Source organism: Flavobacterium sp. SLB02 (assembly GCF_009664855.1).
Classification (GTDB): domain Bacteria; phylum Bacteroidota; class Bacteroidia; order Flavobacteriales; family Flavobacteriaceae; genus Flavobacterium.
Genome location: NZ_CP045928.1, coordinates 2,934,262 through 2,950,635, shown reverse-complemented (window position 1 = coordinate 2,950,635; position 16,374 = coordinate 2,934,262). Strand labels below are relative to the sequence as shown.

Genomic DNA, 16,374 nt, shown 5'->3' with positions numbered 1-16,374 from the left:
TGACGAATTCAGTCATTTTTAATAAAAATAAAAAAGCAATATTGAATATTGCTTTTCTAAAATTATATTTTACTTTTTGGAGGAAGAGAACCATCTTTTCTCATTTCCTGAACTACAGTCTGCATAATAGCATCAACGGTTTGACCTAAATCAGTAACATAATCTGATTTTGTAGTTCCGGTCCAGATTAGTTTATTTTCTTTTAATGAAAAAACATTCGTTTCTACCATATAAGATGTAGTTTCCTGATAGTATCCCGGATCATAAAAGTTAGGAGAATACATTCCGTACCAGTTTCCAAAACCGTATCCATACATACCTGTATACATGCCGTCGAATCCGCCGTAGTACATACCGGTATAAGTTCCCGGAACATAAGTTGTTTCTTTTTCTTTACTTACTAAACGCAATGTAATAACTCCGTCAAAATTCTCATCCTGCAATATTTTTAATTTTTGCTCTTTAGTAAGATCTTTGGTTGTTTCGTTTAAATATTGGTAAGATGTTTTGAAGATTTCATTACTGGCAGCAATTCTGTTTTCAGTAACTCTTCTGGAAGCTTCGTCTTTTAATAAGGCTACAACCAAAACTTTTTTAAAATTTTCCTGAGCGACTGTTATTTTTGGATCTCTCCAGCTATTAACGATAGAGGTATTACTACCACATCCTGAAAGCGCAAGAACAGCGATTACTAAAAATAAGTATTTTTTCATATTACAATTTTTTATAATGATTGTAGTAAAAATACGTATAAAAGAGAAATAAACACTATTCTTGTAATTAAAAAATAACTTTTAATTATAAGCTTTTTTTATTCGGTCCAGATCGCGTTTTGTGTCTTGTTCTTTTAAAGATTCACGCTTGTCGTAGTTTTTCTTTCCTTTGCAAAGACCAATTTGCAGTTTTGCAAGTCCTTTTTCATTAGTAAATAATTTCAAAGGAACAATAGTAAGTCCTTTTGCCTGAACACTTTTATGAAGACTTTTTAATTCTTTTTTATTCAAAAGCAATTTTCTTTCACTTCTTGATTTGTGATTGAATTGATTTCCGAATGTATATTCTTCGATATAAGTATTGATTGCAAAAAGCTCCAGATTGCTAAATTCGCAAAAACTTTCGGTGATATTTGCTTTTCCTAATCGTATCGATTTGATTTCAGTTCCAGATAAAACAATTCCAGCAGTATAGGTATCGATTATCTCATAATCAAATCGAGCTCTTTTATTTAGTATATTGACTGTTTTTAACATAGGTTGACAAATTTAGTAACAAATAAATGAAACAGCAATTGTTTTTGCATAAATGATATAAATTTGCATCATGGAAAAACAACAATCAAAAGATCCGTTACACGGAATCACGCTTCAAAAAATAGTAGAAGCTTTAGTAGATCATTATGGTTTTGATACTTTGGCAGAAATAATTCCTGTAAAATGTTTTACTTCAAACCCAAGTGTAAAATCTAGTTTGACTTTTTTAAGAAAAACCGACTGGGCGAGAAAGAAAGTAGAAGATTTATATGTAAAATCTCTGCCTAAATTTGTGAAGTGATTATAATTTATAAGAAATCATAACACCACCGCGATATGGTAACCATTCGCCGCTTTTGTTCCAGTTTGGTGCTTTTTCATATCTTCCCGGAGTTCCGTCATTGTAATATCCTTTATAAAATCCTTGGTGCCATCCACCTCCGGCAAAAATATCCAATACAAATTTGTCGCTTAATTTGATATTGTATCCCACAGTAACACCTAAGCGGTATCCAAAGCCATGTTCGTATTTATTGGTATCCCAATAATTCCATTTTTGTAATTCGTAAACATCCGGACCGGCATGAGCACCTACATAAAATCCGTTATACTTTTCTTTAAAATGGTAACGAACTTCAGGTGTTAAGGTGTAAAATTTCATTGGACTATGCCCATTAAAAGATTCCCAGAAAGAAGCCATTACATCAACACTAAAAGTCATTTTTTCTCCTATACTGGTTTCAATACCAACATTAGGTATTGCAACTATTGCAGTTGCGGCATTGAATTTAATAAAAGTTTGACTTTGAGACTGAATCGAAAAGAAAAGAACAAGTAGGGTTAAGAATTTTTTCATAAATTGGGTTTTCGCGATATTAAAACAAAGCTTTGTCGCTTATTTCGGGTGCAAATATAACGCAAACCATTAATTACTATTATGTAAATGTTTTAATTTAACAAGAATATTTTTTTTAATAAGTAGGTTATATTACTTAGATTCTAGTAATGAGTAAATTACATTGTCTAGGAAACGACCTTCATAAAATTCAGATTCTTTTAGATGTGCCTCTTTAACAAAACCGCATTTTTGTAAAACCTTTTCAGAGGCATAATTTTCAGGATCAATCAAAGCTTCAATAGAATGTAATTTTAATTCCTTAAAGCCATAAGTAATTAATCGGTTTACAGCTTCGGGAATAATTCCTTTGCCCTGAAATTCAGGTAATAAGATATAGCCAATTTCAGCACGGAAATTTTGAGGTTGCATTCTGTAATAACCAATAATACCAAGAAGTTTTGGGCTTCCTTTTAGAGTTATACCCCAATTGATACCAACGTTTGTTACGATTTTTTCTTCAATCATAGCAATATGCTCCAGCGCATCTTCATTGTTTTTTACCAATGGTCTTGGAATGTATTTCATGGTCTCAGGATTCGAACGTAATTCGAAAACTTCATTTACATCATCATTCGTTATTCTTCTTAAAAGCAAACGTTCTGTTTCTAAGACGGGAAATGGGGTGAAGTTAAATTCTAACATTTTTCTTGAATTATAATATTGTAATACTAAATTTTGACTGGAAGGTTTGATTGTTATCCAAAACTAAAATTCCTTCTTTCTCAAACAAATCTCCAGAGTTTTCAGCAGTATCTGAATAACCTAGCCAGGGTTCAACACAGATAAAAGGCGCCTGATCTTTAGTCCAAAGTCCTAAGCTTGGAAAATCTTCAAAAGCAACTTTTATATAAGGCTTTGAATTTTCAAGAATACTTAATGATTTTGATTCTAATGTTTTAAAAATCAAGGCATCGTTCTCGAATAATTTATAATTTAAAGGAACAATATTGTTAGTGGTTTCTAAAACTTTTGTTTTGTTAGAAATTAAATCATTTTCTAAAAGATGATATTTTAAAACTTCTTTTTTTTCGAATTCAAAAGCATAGTTTTCAAAATTTTTAGGTAATGCTATTGCCGGATGAGCCCCAATAGAGAAAGGCAATTTTTTACCACTTTTATTAATGACTTTATATCCTATATGTAATGAAGCTTCTTTAAGTGTATAAATAAGCTGTAGTTCAAATTCAAAAGGATATTTTGTAAGTGTTTCTGTTGTCGATTCTAACGAAAAAGTAGCACTGTTTTCGGTTTTATGAATCAATTGAAACTCCATATCACGTGCAAAACCATGTCTTGGTAATTGATATTCTTTTCCTTCAATTGTATAAGTATTGTTTTTTAAAGTTCCTACAATAGGAAAAAGAACAGGAGAGTGCTTTCCCCAAAAATCAGGATTGCCTTCCCAGATGTACTCTTTGTTTTGATTGCTTTTTAATGAAAATAATTCGGCTCCGGCATGTTTTATAGAGGCACTTATTGTTGAATTTGAAATAGTTGTATTCAAAGTGTTTAGTGTTGAAATGAATGAAATTTATATTGATGTAAATATATTTTATAAATTTTAGTTTTTTAGGAAAATGCTTCAAATTATTTTTTTGATAAAATTTTGCTAAAATTCAATTTAAGCTTCATGCTTTCTCTGTAAATAGCTTTTTTTTTCATTAATTTGCTACATAAACAGCTAAAAAATATGAAAATACAATCTTCGAGAGCCTTATTAACCATGGCTTTGTTTGTTGGGATTTCTTCTGTTTGGGCACAACAAAAGCCTGCAACAGCAGTAGTAACTCCAGTTAATAATTATAGTTATCATGATGCGTTTTCGCCCAATTTTTATACAAAAAACGGGACTTCGACTCGTTCTGCAAGTGGTCAGCCGGGAGTTGAATATTGGCAAAACAGGGCCGATTATCAGATAACGGCAAAATTAAATGCGACTACAAATGAAATTATTGGTACAGATGAAATCACGTATACCAATAATAGTCCTGATAAATTAGGATTTGTATGGTTGAATTTAGATCAGAATTTATTCAAAGAAGATTCAAGAGGAAATGCAGTTGTGCCTTTAACGGGAAGCCGTAACGGTGCTCAGGGGCAGGTTTTTGATGGAGGAAATAAAATTAAATCAGTTAAAGTAATTTCTGTTGGAAAGAAAAAAACTGATGTTGAAGCAAAATATGTAATTACAGACACCAGAATGCAAATATTTCTTCCTGAAGAATTAGCATCAAAAGGAGGTACAGTAAAAATTAAAATCGAATTTGCGTTCACAGCTCCTTTTGAAGGATCAGACAGAATGGGAGTTTTAGAAACTAAAAATGGTAAAATTTTCACCATTGCACAATGGTATCCCCGTATGTGTGTGTATGATGATGTAAGAGGCTGGAACACGCATCCGTATTTAGGAGCTTCTGAGTTTTACTTAGAATACGGTAATTTTGATGTAAAACTTACCGTTCCTGCCAATCATTATGTTGTAGGTTCAGGAGAATTGATAAACGGGGCAGAAGTATTGCCTGCGGAGGTTTTTAAACGTTATAAAGAAGCTGGTCAAAGCGATAAAACAGTTACAATTCGTTCTGCCGAAGAAGTTGCTGCAACAGCAAATACAAATGCTACTGGTGAAAAAACATGGCATTATCAGATCAAAAATGCTCGTGATTTTTCTTGGGCGTCATCTCCTGCTTTTGTTTTGGACGGAGCAAAAATTAATTTGCCAAGTGGTAAAAAATCGTTGGCCTTATCTGCTTATCCGGTAGAAAGTGCAGGACAGGGAGCTTATGGCCGTTCTACAGAATATGTAAAAGCAGCGATAGAGCATTACTCTAAAACATGGTTTGAATATCCTTATCCTGCAGCGACAAACGTAGCAGGAAATGAAGGCGGAATGGAATATCCTGGAATCGTTTTTTGCAGCTGGGAATCAAAAGGCCAGGATTTATGGGGAGTTACAGATCATGAATTTGGTCATATCTGGTTTCCTATGATTGTTGGTTCAAATGAAAGATTGTTTGCCTGGATGGATGAAGGTTTTAATACTTTTATCAATTCGTTAAGCACTGCGGAATTTAATAAAGGTGAATATGTAGAAGCACCAACAGATTTACATAAAGCTGCAGAATCTTTTACCAGACCTAGCTTAGAAACTATAATGAGTTCGCCTGATAATATGAAGGAAGCTAATATTGGTATGTTATGCTATTTTAAACCAAGTTCTGGATTGGTTATTTTAAGAGAACAAATATTAGGAAAAGAGCGTTTTGATAATGCTTTCCGTACTTATATAGAGCGTTGGGCTTACAAACATCCTCAACCGGATGACTTTTTCAGATCTATGGAAAATGTAGCTGGTGAAGATTTAAGCTGGTTCTGGAGAAGCTGGTACGTAAACAACTGGCGTTTTGATCAGGGAATTAATTCAATAAAATATGTAAAAAATGATCCGTCAAAAGGAGTTATAATTACAGTAGAGAATTTTGATAAAATGCCAATGCCGATTATTTTAGATGTGAAAACAAAAAGCGGGAAGGTTACAAGAGTTAAATTGCCTGTAGAAATTTGGCAACGTAATACTGTATGGTCTTTTAAACATAATTCTACAGAAGAAATCGAAAGTATTACTCTTGATCCTGATCATGTTTTTCCGGATAATAACGAAGCAAACAACGTGTGGACATCGGGAAACGGTAAAATAGAGAAAGATGTAATTTTAGATGGTTATTTAGGAACATATTCAACTTCAAGAGCACCTTTGAAAATTGATTTTACCGAAAAGAACAGCACATTAAATGTTGAAATTACAAACTTTCCTAAGTTTACTGTAGCTCCTGTAGAAAACGAAAAAGACACATTTCAATCTACAAGTGCCGGATTAAAATTTAAGTTTAATGAAGCTAAAACAGGTTTCGATATGATTATTTTAGGTAACGGAGAAACAATTCCGTTTACTAAAAAATAAAAATAAAATAAAATTATAAAATTCTTAAAACCCGATAGTTACAGTAGCTATCGGGTTTTCTTTTGGTTTTGATTTCCAGTTGTAAGCTCACCAAGTTTTGTTTAGATCATCATTTTAGCAAAGATTCAGAACCTTAGTAACTTAGAATTCTAGCATCTTATAAAAATAACATTTCATTAAAAAAATGTTAGAATTTTGATTTTTTGTTTTGGAAATAAAAAAATAGTGTATTTTTGCACCGATGAATAAAATAAGTTTACATATAACTTCTTTGTCACGGACAAACTCACCTGTAACTTCTCCCGAAGTACGGATACTATCTCTATAGTATTCACAGAGTTTTTCGCCGCATATTTATTTATATTCATTTTTCATTTTGAAATCACACAATTTGTCCATTGGACAAACATATCCTAAAAATATATTTAATTTTTTAAATTTTCTTAATCAAGTTTTTGATTTTGAGAATGTTACTTCTGTTATGTCTATTTTTGTTGGATCGATTTCTGGATTTCAAACTAAACAACACGTTTTAATTTTTAACTCTAACTTCAACTATTGAAATGAAAATCTCTATTGTTGTTACTCAGGAAGAACACTTCAAATTCGCACAGGAAATTTGCGATACAATAGAATCATCTGCCTTGTTAAGAGGTACAGGGATTGCTAAAAGAACTCCTGAATACATTCAGAAAAAAATGTCGAACGGTGATGCGATGATTGCTCTGGCAGACGGAAAATTTGCAGGTTTTTGTTATATCGAAAGTTGGCAACACGGAAAATTCGTGGCACATTCTGGTTTAATTGTACATCCGGATTACAGAAGTTTAGGTTTGGCGAAAAAAATCAAATCAAAAGTATTTGATTATTCTCTAAAAAGATACCCTGACGCTAAGATATTTGGTATTACAACCGGCTTGGCTGTAATGAAAATCAACTCTGATTTAGGTTATAAACCAGTTCCTTTCTCTGAACTTACAACAGATCCAAGTTTTTGGTCAGGATGTAAAACCTGTACCAACTATGAAATTCTGAAAAGCAAAGAAAACAAGATGTGCCTTTGTACCGGAATGCTGTACGACCCAAAAGAAAAACAAAAAGATCCGCCAAGACATCCTTTTAATGAGGCTGTTCTAAGCAGATTAAAAAAAATAAAACAAGCTTTATTCCTGAATAAAATACTGTCTTTCGGTTTTTTATCTTAAGAATTAAATTAAAAAAGAAATCTCAAACTTGCTACATACGAAAGTATTAGCCTAAATTATAAAAAATGAAAAAAGTTGTATTAGCTTATAGTGGAGGATTAGATACCTCGTATTGTTTGAAATATTTAAAAAATGAAAAAGGATACGAAGTTCACACCGTACTTGTAGATACAGGAGGATTTGATGCTGAAGAATTATCGGCAATCGAAAAAAGAGCTTACGAATTAGGAAGCGCGCAACACGCCAACCTAACCATCGTAGATAAATATTATGATAAAGCTATTAAATATTTGATTTTTGGAAACGTATTAAAAAACAATACATATCCATTATCAGTAAGTGCAGAGCGTGTTTTTCAGGCAATTGAAGCCATTAAATATGCTAAAAAAGTTGGAGCAAGCGCCATCGCACACGGAAGCACAGGTGCAGGAAATGACCAGATTCGTTTTGATTTGATTTTCCAAACCATCGCTCCTGAAATTGAAATCATTACACCAATTAGAGATTTAAAATTATCAAGACAAGAAGAAGTTGATTATTTATCTAAAAATGGAGTTCACTATTCTTGGGAAAAAGCACAATATTCGATCAATAAAGGACTTTGGGGAACAAGCGTTGGAGGAAAAGAAACGCTGACTTCAAGCCAGCCATTGCCAGGTGACGCTTATCCTTCACAATTGAAAAAAGAAGGAGAAGAAAAAGTAAGATTGCATTTTGAACAAGGAGAATTAGTTGGAATAAATGGTCAATTAGATAAACCATCAAATAATATTGTAGCCCTTGAAAAACTGGCAAATGCTTTTGCAATTGGTAGAGATATTCACGTAGGTGATACAATTATCGGAATTAAAGGAAGAGTTGGTTTTGAAGCTGCTGCGCCATTAATCATCATTAAAGCACACCATTTATTAGAGAAACATACTCTTGGTAAATGGCAACAATACTGGAAAGAACAATTAGGAAACTGGTACGGAATGTTATTTCATGAAGGTCAGTTTTTAGATCCGGTTATGAGAAACATCGAAACATTCTTGCAAGACACACAAAAAACAGTAAATGGTGTTGTAACCGTTTCTTTAAAACCATATCATTTTTCGCTTGACGGAATTGAATCAGATAATGATTTGATGAATACAGGTTTTGGTCAGTACGGAGAAATGAACAACGCATGGACATCTGACGATGCAAAAGGGTTTATTAAGATTTTAGGAAATGCACAAAACATATTTTCATCTGTAAATCATTTAGATCATGATTAATATCGGAATAATTGGTGGTTCGGGTTATACAGCCGGAGAACTTATCAGAATCTTGATGTATCATCCCAATGTAAACATTGACTTTGTTTACAGTACGACAAATGCTGGAAAACCACTTTCTGTGGCACACCACGATTTGATGGGAGATATTGAAATGAATTTTACTGATGTTGTAAATCCTGACGTAAATGTTGTTTTTTTATGTCTGGGCCACGGTAAATCGATTTCATTTTTACAAGAAAATAAGTTCGCTGGTCACACTAAAATCATCGATTTAGGAAATGATTTCAGATTAACGAAAGACGCTAATTTTGACGGAAAAGAATTCGTTTACGGATTGCCTGAATTGAATAAAGCTGCAATTAAAAAAGCAAATTTTATTGCAAATCCAGGTTGTTTTGCTACAGCGATTCAATTGGCTTTATTACCATTAGCTAAAAATAATCTGCTTAAAAATGATGTTCATATTAATGCAACTACAGGAAGTACAGGTGCAGGCGTAAGTCTTGCCGAAACTTCTCATTTTAGTTGGAGAAACAATAATATGTCGCATTATAAAGCTTTTGAACACCAGCATTTGGGAGAAATCAACCAAAGCGTAAATCAATTGCAGGCTGATTACTCAGATGAATTAATTTTTGTTCCGAATAGAGGCGATTTTACAAGAGGAATTTTTGCAACATTATATACAGATTCTGATGAAAGCTTAGAAGATTTAGTTGCTAAATACAAGGATTTCTATAAAAATGAACCTTTTGTAACGGTTACAACGACAAACATCAACATGAAACAAGTCGTTCAAACCAACAAATGTATCATCAGTTTATTGAAAAAAGGAAACCGGATTTTAATTACTTCAATCATTGATAACTTAACCAAAGGTGCTTCAGGACAAGCGATTCAAAACATGAATTTAATGTTCGGATTAGAAGAAACTACAGGTTTACATTTGAAACCAAGCGGATTTTAAATTGTTGTCAAAACGGTTAATCGTTTATTCGGTTAATCGATTAAACAAATGAACGGTTAAACAATTAAACAGCAAGAAAATGAATTTATTTAACGTATACCCACTTTATGATATCACTCCTGTAAAAGCGCTAGACTGCACAATTACAGATAAGAACGGAGTGGAATATTTAGACTTATATAGCGGACATGGTGTAATCTCAATTGGCCATACACAACCAGATTATGTTGAAAAACTAAAAAATCAATTAGATCATTTAGGATTTTATTCAAATGCTATTCAAAATCCTTTGCAGGTAGAATTGGCTCAAAAATTAGGAAAACTTTCAGGATTAGAAGATTATGAATTGTTTTTATGCAGTTCGGGAGCTGAAGCAAACGAAAATGCTTTAAAATTAGCCTCTTTCCATAACGGAAAATCAAGAGTTGTAGCTTTTCATAATTCTTTTCACGGAAGAACTTCTGCGGCCGTTGCTGTTACAGATAATAAGAAAATAGTAGCACCAATCAATGCACAACAAGTAGTTACTTTTTTACCTTTAAATCAAATCGAATTAGTTGAAGCAGAACTGGCAAAAGGTGATGTTTCGGCTGTAATTATCGAAGGAATTCAGGGAGTGGGAGGTTTAGACGAAGGAACAACCGAGTTTTTTCAGGCTCTAGAAAAAGCATGTAAAAAACACGATGTGGTTTTAATTTTAGACGAAGTACAATCAGGATACGGAAGAAGCGGTAAGTTTTTCGCATTCCAACACCACGCAATCAATGCTGATATTATTTCAGTTGCAAAAGGAATGGGGAATGGATTTCCGGTTGGAGCTATTTTAATTTCTCCAAAATTTGAAGCGAGTTTCGGATTATTAGGAACTACTTTCGGTGGAAGCCACTTGTCTTGTGCTGCAGGAATCGCGGTTCTGGATGTAATTGAAAAACTTGATTTACAGAAGAATGTAAATGAAGTATATGAGTATTTCTTAGAAAAAATCAGAGAAGTTCCAGGAATCAAGCAAGTAAAAGGAAAAGGATTAATGCTTGGCGTTGAATTCGATTTTGATGTAGCTGCTTTAAGAAAGAAATTAATCATCGAAAAACATATTTTTACAGGAAGTGCTAACAACAAAAATCTGTTAAGAATTTTACCGCCATTAACGGTGAAAAAATCAGATATAGATACGTTTATTGTAGCTTTAAAAGAAAGTTTAGAAGAGCTTAATAATTAGTTTGCCTATAACTGTTAATTCGTTTAATCGTTTAACTGGTTAATCGATTAAACGAATTAACGATTAACCAATTAAAACAAAAAAAAATGAATCCATTATCAATTGAAAAACGCAATCTGGTTTTGCGCTCCATGGCAAAGCTGGTCGAGCAAGAGCGGAGTCAAATAATACTCACCAATCAGGAGGATTTATTAGCTTACGATGGCTCTGATTTAGCGATGGAAGAACGCCTAAAAGTAGATGGTAAAAAAGTCGACGAGATGATTTTATCTTTGAATCAACTAGCTTCACAAGAAGATCCGGTTGGAGTAGAGCGTTTTCATTTTACTCATGATAATGGAATAAGAGTCATTAATAAAACAGCAGCTTTTGGTACGATTTTAATCATTTACGAATCTCGTCCTGACGTTACCATTGAAGCAGGAGGAATTGCTTTTAAATCCGGAAATAAGATTTTATTAAAAGGAGGAAAAGAAGCTTTAAAATCCAATTTAAAAATTGTTGATCTATGGCATCAGGCTTTAGAAGAAAACGGAGTTTCAAAAGATTGGGTAGAGTATTTAAATTATAATCGGTCAGAAACTCAGGCTTTTTTAGAAAAACCAACTCAAAAAGTAGATTTAATTGTTCCAAGAGGAGGAGAAAAATTAATTGAGTTTGTCAAGCAACACGCGACTTGCCCAGTAATTGTAAGCGGACGTGGAAATAATTTTGTTTACGTTCATCAATATGCAGATACAGATTTGGCCTTAAAAGTAATTTTAAATGCCAAAACTTCTAAAATCTCAGCTTGTAACGCAGTTGATAAAGTTTTGATAGATTCTAAATTGCCAAATTTTGAAGGTTTTACAGCTATTTTAATCGAAACATTAAAAGAATCGAATGTAGAAGTAATTGTCGATGAATCTTTAAAAAGCTTCGAAGATACAGAAACACTTCAAAACGAAGATATCTGGTACGAAGAGTTTTTAGATTATAAAATTGTCATCGGAACTATTGATTCTGAGGAAAATGCAATCGAAAAAATAAATAAATATTGTGGAGGCCATTCTGCGGTAATCATTACCAAAGATGACAAAGCAGCACAAAAATTTATGGATGCCGTTGATACAGCAGCCGTTTATCAAAACGCCTCAACACGTTTTACTGACGGAGGACAATTTGGTTTAGGAGGAGAATTAGCGATAAGCACCGATAAATTACATCAAAGAGGACCAATTGGCTTACAGCATCTTGTAACAAACAAATGGTATGTATACGGGGATGGACAGATTCGATAGAATTTTAGATTGTTGATTTCAGATTTTAGATTGAGGATTAACGAGTTCTGATTTCAGATTTTTTGAATTTTTATTACTCACAAAGTAGGAATTAGAATTTGGACTCGAGCGATAGCGAACAGGCGAAGCAATTTAAAAAATTGGAATTTATTGAAAGATAACCTTGCGAGCTTAGCGTTTGTAAACACAAACAGAATAAAAAACCTTGCGCCCTTTGCGGAAAAAAAATACAGCATGTCAAAAAAGCGGATTTTATTAAAAATAGGAAGTAATACTTTAACCAAAGAAACCAATCATATTTCGCGAGGAAAGATCGAAGATATTGGTATGCAAATCGCCGCTCTTAACAAAGATTACGAATTTGTAATCGTAAGTTCAGGAGCCATTGCCGCAGCCAAGCAATTTGTAAAGCTCGAGAGCAAAGGCAAAGAAATTGCATTAAAACAAGCTTTGGCCTCAATTGGGCAACCCCATTTAATGCGGATTTTCCATGAGAATTTCAGCGATTTAGGATTATTGACATCACAGTGTTTATTGTCTTATTCAGATTTCGAAAAAGACCAGTCAAAAGTAAACATTGTCAATACGATTAATGTTTTGGTCGAGAATAATTACATTCCGATTATTAATGAAAATGATACCGTTGCTACAGATGAGATTCGGTTTGGAGATAATGATAAATTAGCGGCGCTAACAGCGGTCCTTTTAAATGTTGATATTCTGATAATTGCGACGAATACAAACGGAATTTATACGAAAGATTCCATTCACGATGAAAATCCTGAAACGATTCAATTAGTAAAAGATTTAAAAGTATTAGAAAAGGAAATCGGAGAATCAAAATCATCACACGGAACAGGCGGAATGCAATCTAAAATAGAAGCAGCGGGAATTGCAAAAGCCGCCAACATAGAAACCTGGATCGTCAACGGATTAAATGATAATTTTATTCTAAAAGCATTAGAAGGAGAAATTCCTTTTACGAAAATTGTGTAGAAATGTTTATTTGTTTAATCGTTAATTCGGTTAATCGATCGGGCAAATAAATAGTTAAACAAATTAACGATTAAACAAGAAAAAGACATGAACTATATTTCAATACAAGATATCGACTCATTATCAAAATGGGTAAAAAGTGCGTTAAAAATCAAAAAGAACCCACTTAAAAATCAAGACTTAGGTAAAAATAAAACCTTAGGAATGTTATTCTTCAACCCAAGTTTAAGAACGCGTTTGAGTACTCAAAAAGCTGCTATAAACCTAGGAATGAACGTTATGGTGATGAATTTTACCAACGAAGGCTGGACATTAGAATTCGAAGACGGAGCTATTATGAATTCAGGTGCTTCAGAACATATTAAAGAAGCGGCAGAGGTAGTGTCTCAATATTGTGATATTATCGCAATCCGTGCCTTTGCAGGCTTGGTTGACAAAGAAAAGGACTATGCTGAAACTGTAATTTCAGGATTTTTGAAACATGCTACTGTGCCAATTGTAAACATGGAAAGCGCTGTGCGTCACCCAATGCAGTCTTTGGCAGATGCTATTACGATGGAAGAATACAAAACAAAACACAAACCAAAAGTAGTTTTGTCCTGGGCACCGCACCCAAAAGCGTTGCCTCAGGCAGTTGCAAACTCGTTTGTAGAAATGATGCAAATGCAAAAAGATATGGATTTTGTAATTACACATCCGGAAGGTTACGAATTAAGCCCTGAAATTACAAAAGATTGCAAAATCGAATACGACCAAAACAAAGCGTTTGAAAATGCCGATTTCGTTTACGTAAAAAACTGGAGTAACTTCAATGATTACGGAAAAGTAACCAATCTAGATCCAAATTGGACGGTTACAGCCGAAAAAATGGCATTGACCAATAACGGAAAATTCATGCACTGTTTACCAGTTCGTCGTAACGTAATTGTCACTGACGAAGTAATCGACAGCGAGAATTCAATTGTAATTCAGCAAGCGAATAACAGAACGTATTCGGCACAATTAGTTTTACAAAAGATTTTGAAGAAATTGTAAATTAAGGTACAAAGGCACAAAGTTGCAAAGGTTCAGAGGTTTTTACACACTGAATCTAAACTTTGTCCCTTTGTTCCTCTGAACATTGAACCTCATGAAAAAAGTTACAGTAATAAAAATAGGTGGAAACATCATTGACAACCCAACCGAGTTAGAACAATTCTTAACCGATTTTTCTAAAATCGAAGGACATAAAGTTTTAGTTCACGGAGGAGGAAAATCGGCTACAAAAATGGCTCAAAGTATTGGTTTAGTTCCTCAAATGATTGACGGACGCAGAATTACTGATGCGCCAATGCTTGATGTTGTCGTAATGATTTACGCAGGACAAATCAATAAACATATAGTAGCGCAATTACAGGCCAAAAATAATAACGCAATTGGTTTTTCAGGAGCTGACGGAAATTTGATTCAGTCCACAAAACGAAATCACCCCACAATTGATTATGGTTTTGTAGGCGATGTAAACCAAGTCAATACAAAGTTATTGGCAACTCTACTTGAAGCCGGAATCGTTCCTGTTTTCTGCGCTATTACACACGACAAAAACGGACAATTGTTAAACACAAACGCTGATACGATTGCAAGTGAATTATCAATTGCATTGTCTGAAGTTTTTGATGTTACACTTACTTATTGTTTTGAAAAACAAGGTGTTTTGCAAGATTCAGAAGATGATAATTCTGTAATTACAGCAATCAACGAGGTATTATACAATAAACTAAAAGAAGAAAAAGTAATCCATTCCGGAATGATTCCAAAACTGGATAATTGCTTCAATAGTTTATCAAGAGGCGTTCAGAAAATCAAAATTGGACATCATAAAATGCTTCAAAATCCTGACGTTGTGCATACAACGATTACTTTATAAATAGATTGCCACGCACTACACAAATTGACACTAATTTTTTCTGTTTAAAGACAAAATAATTTTAGACGTACAGAAAAAAGTTTATTTTGATTTTAAATGTGTGGCAAAAAGATAATTTGTGAAAATCAGTGTAATTAGTGGCAAAAAAACAGAGCTTCACAGTACTTTTAAATTTTAATTTAAGAAATTTGCGCAAATTAAAAATGTCACAGATTTAATTAAAACTTCGTGACTTTGTCCCGATAGTTATCGGGATAACGGCAAAGAAAACATAACTATGAAAAATATTGCAACGCTTACCAAGGAAGCAATTAATTTATTAAAAAGCCTTATCGAAACCCCTTCTTTTTCAAGCGAAGAAGATAAAACGGCACTTTTAATAGAAAATTGGTTCAATCAAAACGAGATTCCCTTTAAAAGAGAAAATAATAATGTTTGGGCTTTCAATAAATATTTCGACGAAAACAAACCAACACTTTTACTGAATTCACACCACGATACTGTAAAGCCAAACCAAGCTTATACCAACGATCCATTTAAGGCCATCGAAAAAGATGGCAAATTATTTGGTTTAGGAAGTAATGACGCTGGAGGATGTCTGGTTTCGTTATTAGCAACTTTTGTTCATTTTTATCAGAATCAAAATTTATCTCATAATCTTGTAATCGTAGCTTCGGCCGAAGAAGAAAGCAGTGGAAAAAATGGTTTAAACAGCGTTTTAAAGCATTTGCCAGAGCTGGATTGCGCCATTGTGGGCGAACCAACTTTAATGCAATTGGCTGTAGCTGAGAAAGGTTTGTTGGTTCTTGATGTAAAAGTAAAAGGAACCGCAAGCCACGCCGCACATCAAAACGACGATAACTCATTATACAAATCAATTCCGGTAATGGAATGGTTTAAAAACTATAAATTCGATAAGATCTCTGATGTTTTAGGTCCCGTAAAAATGACCGTAACGCAAATCAGTGCAGGAAAACAGCACAATGTCGTGCCGTCAGAATGTGATTTAGTGGTTGACATTCGGGTAACCGATCGTTATACAAATGCAGAGATTCTAGAAACAGTAAAAGCAAATGTAAATGCCGAAGTAACACCAAGATCAATGCATTTAAATGCTTCATCGATTCCAGTCTCACACGGTTTAGTACAAGCCGGAATCGCTTTAGGAAGAACCACTTATGGTTCGCCAACACTTTCAGATCAATCTGTTCTAAGCTGTCAGTCATTAAAATTAGGGCCAGGAGAAACGTTACGTTCACATTCAGCAGACGAATTTATTTTCATCAACGAAATCGAAGAGGGAGTCGATTTGTATATCAAAATACTAACCGATTTCTTTAAATTATAAAAAAGAAAAACCGCCACGAATTCACGAATTTATATCTTCAAAGATTATCAAAAATAATTCGTGAATTCGTGGCGAAAAAAAT

The 16,374-nt window shown here is 33.5% G+C and carries 16 protein-coding genes; 11 read left to right on the top strand and 5 right to left on the bottom strand.

The features are described 5' to 3' along the window. Positions 1 to 62: 62 nt before the first annotated feature. Together GIY83_RS11250 and smpB are read right to left on the bottom strand one after the other, a co-directional pair. On the bottom strand, positions 63 to 713 hold the full coding sequence (locus GIY83_RS11250; RefSeq protein ID WP_194616556.1) for a membrane lipoprotein lipid attachment site-containing protein: 651 nt from the start codon (positions 711 to 713) through the stop codon (positions 63 to 65). Between the two features lie 81 nt (positions 714 to 794). Further along, positions 795 to 1,250, bottom strand: a complete 456-nt coding sequence (gene smpB, locus GIY83_RS11245; RefSeq protein ID WP_042564375.1) for an SsrA-binding protein SmpB — start codon at positions 1,248 to 1,250, stop codon at positions 795 to 797. A gap of 70 nt (positions 1,251 to 1,320) precedes the next feature. Here smpB and GIY83_RS11240 point away from each other — a divergent pair, with 70 nt between their 5' ends. Then, positions 1,321 to 1,551, top strand: coding sequence for a VF530 family DNA-binding protein (locus tag GIY83_RS11240; protein ID WP_194616557.1), 231 nt, complete (start codon positions 1,321 to 1,323; stop codon positions 1,549 to 1,551). On the opposite strand, the gene GIY83_RS11235 is transcribed toward GIY83_RS11240, so the two are convergent. The 3 genes from GIY83_RS11235 to GIY83_RS11225 form a co-directional block, all read right to left on the bottom strand. Continuing rightward, entirely contained in the window at positions 1,552 to 2,106 is a 555-nt protein-coding gene (locus GIY83_RS11235; protein WP_208686962.1) for a DUF3575 domain-containing protein, read from the bottom strand. 132 nt (positions 2,107 to 2,238) lie between these two features. Beyond that, entirely contained in the window at positions 2,239 to 2,790 is a 552-nt protein-coding gene (locus GIY83_RS11230; protein ID WP_208686960.1) for a GNAT family N-acetyltransferase, read from the bottom strand. 10 nt (positions 2,791 to 2,800) lie between these two features. Then, positions 2,801 to 3,652, bottom strand: a complete 852-nt coding sequence (locus GIY83_RS11225; protein WP_208686958.1) for an aldose 1-epimerase family protein — start codon at positions 3,650 to 3,652, stop codon at positions 2,801 to 2,803. Positions 3,653 to 3,838: 186 nt separating this feature from the next. Between GIY83_RS11225 and GIY83_RS11220 the strand changes: the two genes are divergently transcribed. From GIY83_RS11220 to GIY83_RS11175, 10 genes are all read left to right on the top strand, one after another. After that, positions 3,839 to 6,109 (top strand): M1 family metallopeptidase, encoded by a 2,271-nt coding sequence (locus tag GIY83_RS11220; protein WP_194616561.1) that lies wholly within the window; start codon positions 3,839 to 3,841, stop codon positions 6,107 to 6,109. Positions 6,110 to 6,672: 563 nt separating this feature from the next. Beyond that, positions 6,673 to 7,314 carry a GNAT family N-acetyltransferase gene (locus GIY83_RS11215; RefSeq protein ID WP_065449613.1) on the top strand — a complete coding sequence of 214 codons (642 nt, stop codon included), beginning with the start codon at positions 6,673 to 6,675 and terminating at the stop codon, positions 7,312 to 7,314. A gap of 65 nt (positions 7,315 to 7,379) precedes the next feature. Continuing rightward, the gene (locus tag GIY83_RS11210) at positions 7,380 to 8,573 is read left to right on the top strand and encodes an argininosuccinate synthase (RefSeq protein ID WP_116754117.1); all 1,194 of its coding nucleotides are present in this window, start codon (positions 7,380 to 7,382) and stop codon (positions 8,571 to 8,573) included. Next, positions 8,566 to 9,543 (top strand): N-acetyl-gamma-glutamyl-phosphate reductase, encoded by a 978-nt coding sequence (gene argC / locus GIY83_RS11205; RefSeq protein ID WP_208686956.1) that lies wholly within the window; start codon positions 8,566 to 8,568, stop codon positions 9,541 to 9,543. Before GIY83_RS11210 ends, argC begins: the two co-directional genes overlap by 8 nt. Positions 9,544 to 9,622: 79 nt before the next feature. Next, the gene (locus GIY83_RS11200; RefSeq protein ID WP_194616563.1) at positions 9,623 to 10,762 is read left to right on the top strand and encodes an aspartate aminotransferase family protein; all 1,140 of its coding nucleotides are present in this window, start codon (positions 9,623 to 9,625) and stop codon (positions 10,760 to 10,762) included. 86 nt (positions 10,763 to 10,848) lie between these two features. Then, positions 10,849 to 12,042, top strand: coding sequence for a glutamate-5-semialdehyde dehydrogenase (locus GIY83_RS11195; RefSeq protein WP_194616564.1), 1,194 nt, complete (start codon positions 10,849 to 10,851; stop codon positions 12,040 to 12,042). A 234-nt stretch (positions 12,043 to 12,276) separates the two neighbouring features. Next, positions 12,277 to 13,038 carry a glutamate 5-kinase gene (gene proB / locus GIY83_RS11190; protein ID WP_194616565.1) on the top strand — a complete coding sequence of 254 codons (762 nt, stop codon included), beginning with the start codon at positions 12,277 to 12,279 and terminating at the stop codon, positions 13,036 to 13,038. A gap of 87 nt (positions 13,039 to 13,125) precedes the next feature. Further along, positions 13,126 to 14,073, top strand: a complete 948-nt coding sequence (locus GIY83_RS11185) for an N-acetylornithine carbamoyltransferase (protein WP_194616566.1) — start codon at positions 13,126 to 13,128, stop codon at positions 14,071 to 14,073. A gap of 94 nt (positions 14,074 to 14,167) precedes the next feature. Further along, entirely contained in the window at positions 14,168 to 14,944 is a 777-nt protein-coding gene (argB, locus tag GIY83_RS11180) for an acetylglutamate kinase (RefSeq protein ID WP_194616567.1), read from the top strand. Between the two features lie 277 nt (positions 14,945 to 15,221). After that, entirely contained in the window at positions 15,222 to 16,292 is a 1,071-nt protein-coding gene (locus tag GIY83_RS11175) for a M20 family metallo-hydrolase (RefSeq protein WP_194616568.1), read from the top strand. The last annotated feature ends 82 nt before the right edge of the window (positions 16,293 to 16,374 follow it).

What these genes read in the sequence shown, in the direction of transcription:
- GIY83_RS11250 (WP_194616556.1), bottom strand. Translation starts at nt 713, where the DNA reads ATGAAAAAATACTTATTTTTAGTAATCGCTGTTCTTGCGCTTTCAGGA.
- smpB (WP_042564375.1), bottom strand. Translation starts at nt 1,250, where the DNA reads ATGTTAAAAACAGTCAATATACTAAATAAAAGAGCTCGATTTGATTAT.
- GIY83_RS11240 (WP_194616557.1), top strand. Translation starts at nt 1,321, where the DNA reads ATGGAAAAACAACAATCAAAAGATCCGTTACACGGAATCACGCTTCAA.
- GIY83_RS11235 (WP_208686962.1), bottom strand. Translation starts at nt 2,106, where the DNA reads ATGAAAAAATTCTTAACCCTACTTGTTCTTTTCTTTTCGATTCAGTCT.
- GIY83_RS11230 (WP_208686960.1), bottom strand. Translation starts at nt 2,790, where the DNA reads ATGTTAGAATTTAACTTCACCCCATTTCCCGTCTTAGAAACAGAACGT.
- GIY83_RS11220 (WP_194616561.1), top strand. Translation starts at nt 3,839, where the DNA reads ATGAAAATACAATCTTCGAGAGCCTTATTAACCATGGCTTTGTTTGTT.
- GIY83_RS11215 (WP_065449613.1), top strand. Translation starts at nt 6,673, where the DNA reads ATGAAAATCTCTATTGTTGTTACTCAGGAAGAACACTTCAAATTCGCA.
- GIY83_RS11210 (WP_116754117.1), top strand. Translation starts at nt 7,380, where the DNA reads ATGAAAAAAGTTGTATTAGCTTATAGTGGAGGATTAGATACCTCGTAT.
- argC (WP_208686956.1), top strand. Translation starts at nt 8,566, where the DNA reads ATGATTAATATCGGAATAATTGGTGGTTCGGGTTATACAGCCGGAGAA.
- GIY83_RS11200 (WP_194616563.1), top strand. Translation starts at nt 9,623, where the DNA reads ATGAATTTATTTAACGTATACCCACTTTATGATATCACTCCTGTAAAA.
- GIY83_RS11195 (WP_194616564.1), top strand. Translation starts at nt 10,849, where the DNA reads ATGAATCCATTATCAATTGAAAAACGCAATCTGGTTTTGCGCTCCATG.
- proB (WP_194616565.1), top strand. Translation starts at nt 12,277, where the DNA reads ATGTCAAAAAAGCGGATTTTATTAAAAATAGGAAGTAATACTTTAACC.
- GIY83_RS11185 (WP_194616566.1), top strand. Translation starts at nt 13,126, where the DNA reads ATGAACTATATTTCAATACAAGATATCGACTCATTATCAAAATGGGTA.
- argB (WP_194616567.1), top strand. Translation starts at nt 14,168, where the DNA reads ATGAAAAAAGTTACAGTAATAAAAATAGGTGGAAACATCATTGACAAC.
- GIY83_RS11175 (WP_194616568.1), top strand. Translation starts at nt 15,222, where the DNA reads ATGAAAAATATTGCAACGCTTACCAAGGAAGCAATTAATTTATTAAAA.